Raw genomic sequence first — 4,589 nt, forward strand, 5'->3', positions numbered from 1 at the left:
GCAGCCACCAAAGACGACGAACACGCCGTATCCACCGTCAACGCAGGCCCCTCGAACCCGAACGTGTACGCCACCCGACCGGAGACGAAGCTGCCGAGGGTCCCCAGCCCCCAGCGTCCGGCCACCTGGTCTGCGTTGGCGCGGGCGAGGTAGGAGTAGTCCTGGAACATGGTGCCGGCGAAGACGCCTGTACGGCTGCCGCGCAGGGTCTCCGGGTCGATGCACGCGTCTTCGAACGCCTCCCACACGCCCTCCAGCAACAGCCGCTGCTGCGGATCCATCGCCAGCGCGTCACGCCTGCTGATCCCGAAGAAGCGGGGATCGAACTCGGTGGCGGTCGACAGGAAGCCGCCCGAGCGCACGTAACTCGTTCCCGGATGGCTCGGGTCCGGATGGTAGACCGCGTCGATGTCCCATCCCCGGTCGGTGGGGAAGCCGGATATCGCATCCCGGCCCTCGGCCACGAGCTGCCACAACTCCTCCGGCGAATGCACCCCACCCGGGAGACGGCAGGCCATCCCCACCACCGCGATCGGCTCAAGTGCCCTGTCCTCCCGGTGCCGCAACCGGGCGTTCTCCTTCATCGCCGAGCGGAGCGCGGTCAGGACGTCGTCGTTGTCAACAGCCATCGAGGGTCCAATCTCACGAGTCGTCTCGGGTGTCGCGCAGCGCCAGGCGGACGAGTTCGTCGGCGTCCAGGTCGTCGACTCCGGCGGCCGGATCGAAGGCGCCGTCGGAACCGTCCGGAGCGGTGCCGTCCTGCGCTGCGGAGGACCGGTCAGGGAACAGCTCCCCCAGGACGACCGAGGCCACCGCCCGCGGCGTGGGGTGGTCGAAGATCACCGTCGCAGGCAGGCGCAGGTCCGCCACCGTGTTGAGGCGGTTGCGCAGCTGCACCGCACCCAGCGAGTCGAGACCGATGTCCTTGAGGGGCCGGTCGGGTGGAACGGCGTCCGCTCCCGGATACCGCAGCACCGCGGCGACCTCTCCCCGCACCAGGCGCAGCACCTCGTTCTCCCGGTCGCCCACGGACAGCGCGGCCAGCGCCTCGACGGTTGCCGCCGAGGTGGCTGTCTGCCGCGCCGGCACCGTACGGACCAGGTCGTGCAGCACCGCCGGAGCCATCCCGGCGGCGGACTGTGCGCGTACGGCGGCCAGGTCGAGACGGGCGGCCAGTAGGACGGGGTCGGGCGAGCCGAGCGTCGCATCCAGCAGGTGGAGCCCCTCCTCGGCCGTCAGGGCGATCACTCCGCTGTCGGCCAGGCGCGAGGTGTCGCTCGCGTCGAGGTGCCCGGTCATGTCGCCGGGTTGCTCCCACAGCCCCCAGGCGATCGAGGTCGCGGGCCGCCCCGCCGCCCGCCGGGCCTGGGCGAGCGCGTCGAGGAAGGCGTTGGCCGCGGCGTAGTTGCCCTGTCCGGGGCCGCCGAGCACGCCCGCCAGCGAAGAGAACAGGACGAAGGCGCCCAGCCGGTACTCGGCCGTCAACTCGTGCAGCAGCCAGGCGGAGTCCGCCTTCGCCCGTAGCACCCGGTCGAGAGCGTCACCGGTCAGGGAGGTGATCAGGCTGTCCTCGAGCACGCCGGCCGCGTGGACGACCGCGCCCAGCGGGTGCTCGTCGGGCACGGAGGCGAGCAGTGCGGCCACCGCCGCCCGGTCGGAGACGTCGCACTCGGCGGCCCGGACGTGCACCCCGAGCCCGGTCAGCTCCTCGACGAGGGCCGGTGCTCCCTGAGCGGACATGCCGCGACGGCTGGCCAGCAGCAGGTTCCGCACGCCGTGCTCGGTGGCCAGATGGCGGGCGACCAGCGCACCCAGACCGCCGGTACCGCCGGTGACCAGCACCGTGGCCTCCGGGTCGAACACGGACTCGGCGGCCTCGGCGCCCTGAGCACGCCGACGGGCGGCCCGGGGAACCAGCAGCGCGCCGCCGCGGAGCGCCACCTGGGGCTCGTCCGCTGCCAGCGCCGCGCCCAGCCGCGCCATGTCGGCCTCGGCCCCGAGGTCGAGCAGGGCGAAGGTGCCGGGATGCTCCGCCTGGGCACTGCGTACCAGCCCCCACACCGCAGCCAGTGCGGGGTCCGGCTCCTCGTCGGGTGTCGCGGCCACCGCACCGCGGGTGAGCAGGGCCAGCCGGGTCCGCGGTGAACGGTCGGCCGTCAGCCACTCCCGAAGCAGGGACAGCACCCGCCGCGTCTCCGTACGGGCGGCCTCCGCAGCGGGGAGGCCCTCCGGTGAGCCGACGGGCACCAAAAGCCACGCCGGAGGCTCGGTGTCCGCCTCTTCGGCCCTCTCCTCCTGCGTCGGCAGTGTGGCGAGGTCCGGACAGGAGCGGACCGGTGTGCCGGCGACGGTCACCTCGTCAGGACCGAGCACCGCCATCCGGTCGGCGGCCACGGGTTCGGCCGGCGGGGCGGCCGGTGTCCAGTCGACGGCGAACAGGCAGTCGGCGGCGGCGGGGCGGGCGCCCGCCAGCTTCGCGGGTGAGACGGGGCGGGCCGTCACCGATTCGACGGTGACCACGACCCGCCCGTCCTCGTCCCACCCGGTCATGCGCAGGGTGTCGGGCCCGAGCGGGGTAAGACGCACCCGCAGGGCCCGCGGCGCCTGTTGGCTCCTGTGCAGACGAACGCCGGACCACGCGAAGGGCAGCAGCGCCGTCGCGGAACCCTTCTCGTGCCCCTCGGCGAAGGCGGCGTGGAACGCGGCGTCCAGCAGCGCGGGGTGCACCAGATGCCGGGGGTCCAGCTCGTGGCCGCCGTCGTCCAGCAGCACCTCCGCGTGGAGCTCCTCGCCGAGCCGCCACGCCGCGCGCAGCCCCCGGAACGTGCGCCCGTAGCCCATGCCCCGGTCGGCCAGCCTGTCGTAGAGGCCGTCCAGCTCGATCGGGGCAGCTCCCGCCGGCGGGCCCTCCTTCAGCTCGGGCGGGGGGACTTCCCCCGGTGCTCGGGAGGGCTCGGCCGCCGGGCCGCCTCCCCGGGCGGCGCGCGGGCCCAGCACTCCGGAGGCGTGCCGGGTCCAGCCGCCCGCACCGTCCTCGGCGTGCACGGTGAAGGCCGCCCGCCCGTCGGCAGCGGGCTCCTCCACCTGGAGCTGGAGCCCGACCGTCTCGTCACGCAGCAGGAGCGGTACTTCCAGGGTGAGTTCCTCGACCGCGGAGCCGCCGAGGCGGTCACCGGCGCTCGCGGCGAGCTCCACGACCGCCGTCCCCGGGACGACGATCTCCTCGAACACCGCGTGGTCGGCCAACCAGGGCAGCTCATCCAGCGAGACGTGCCCGGTGAACAGCCGGCCCTTTCCGCCGGCCAGCGGCAGCTGACCGGTCAGCAGCGGATGGCGCACCGGCTTCATGCCTGCGGCCCGGGGAGCGCCGCCGTCGCCGCCGCCTCCCACCCAGAACCGCTGCCGGGTGAAGGCGTAACCGGGCAGTTCCACGCGGCGGGCGGTCCGCCCCGCCGCCGACGGCGCCCCCCACGTCGGCCACTTCGACCAGTCGACGGTCACCCCGGCTTCCCACGCCTGTCCCACGGAGGCCAGGAAGTCCTCCATCCCGCCGTGGTCCCGGGTGAGCGATCCGGTGATCAGCGGATCGCCGCCGAGCGGCTCCAGCGACTGGGTGAGTGCTGTCGTCAGGACGGTGTGCGGGCTCACCTCGACGAAGACCCCGTAGCCCTGACCAGCCATCGCGCGCACGGTGTCCTCGAACAGCACCGCACTGCGCAGGTTCGTGTACCAGTACTCGGCATCGAGCGTGGTGGTCTCCACCTGCTCACCCGCGACCGTGGAGTGGAAGGCCACGGACGCGGCCCGCGGACGCACCGATCCCAGCACGGTTCGCAGTCGGCCCCGCAACGACTCGATGTGTGACGAGTGCGAGGCGTAGTCGACGGGAACCCACCGCACCCAGACGTCCTCCGCGACGCAGTCCTCGTGGAACGCCTCCAACTCCGCGCGGTCGCCCGACACCAGGACCGAGGTGGGGCTGTTGACCGCCGCTACGGACAGGCCCGGCGCCGCCGCGAGCATCGCGCGCACCTCCGCCGCCGGGCGCGCCACCGCCAGCATGCCGCCCGTGCCGCCGAGCGTGGCGATCTCCCGGCTGCGCAGGGCGACGACACGAGCAGCGTCCTCCAGGCTCAACGCTCCCGCGACACAGGCCGCGGCTATCTCCCCCTGCGAGTGCCCGACGACCGCGTCGGGTTCGACCCCGCAGGAACGCCACAGCGCGGCCAGCGACACCATCACGGAGAACAGCGCGGGCTGCACCACGTCGACCCGGTCGAGTGCCGGTGCCTTGGCGGGGTCCGTCACCGCATCGAGGAGGTTCCAGTCGGTGTGCGGCGCCAGAGCTGCGGCACACCGCTCCAACTGCTCCGCGAAAACCGGGGAGGCGTCCAGCAACCCGGCGGCCATACCGGGCCACTGCGACCCCTGGCCGGGAAAGACGAACGCCACCCGGCCCGGCCGGCTGCGCGCCGGGCGGGGAGACACCTGATCCGGCTGTTTGGTGGTGAGGTGGGTGAGGGCGGTGTTGAGGTGGGTGTGGTCGCGGCCGATGAGGGTGGTGCGGTGGGGGTGCTGGGTGCGGATGG

Annotated in this window: 2 protein-coding genes; both read right to left on the reverse strand. The window is 73.6% G+C overall.

From position 1 onward, the window contains the following. The coding region (locus H297_RS40505) for a beta-ketoacyl synthase N-terminal-like domain-containing protein (RefSeq protein WP_486589668.1) at nucleotides 1-629 on the reverse strand (629 nt) is incomplete at its 3' end. A gap of 13 nt (nucleotides 630-642) precedes the next feature. Beyond that, nucleotides 643-4,589, reverse strand: a 3,947-nt coding sequence (locus H297_RS38465; protein WP_158693747.1) for an SDR family NAD(P)-dependent oxidoreductase, incomplete at its 5' end; no start/stop codon positions are given.

The organism is Streptomyces sp. CNT360 (assembly GCF_000424785.1).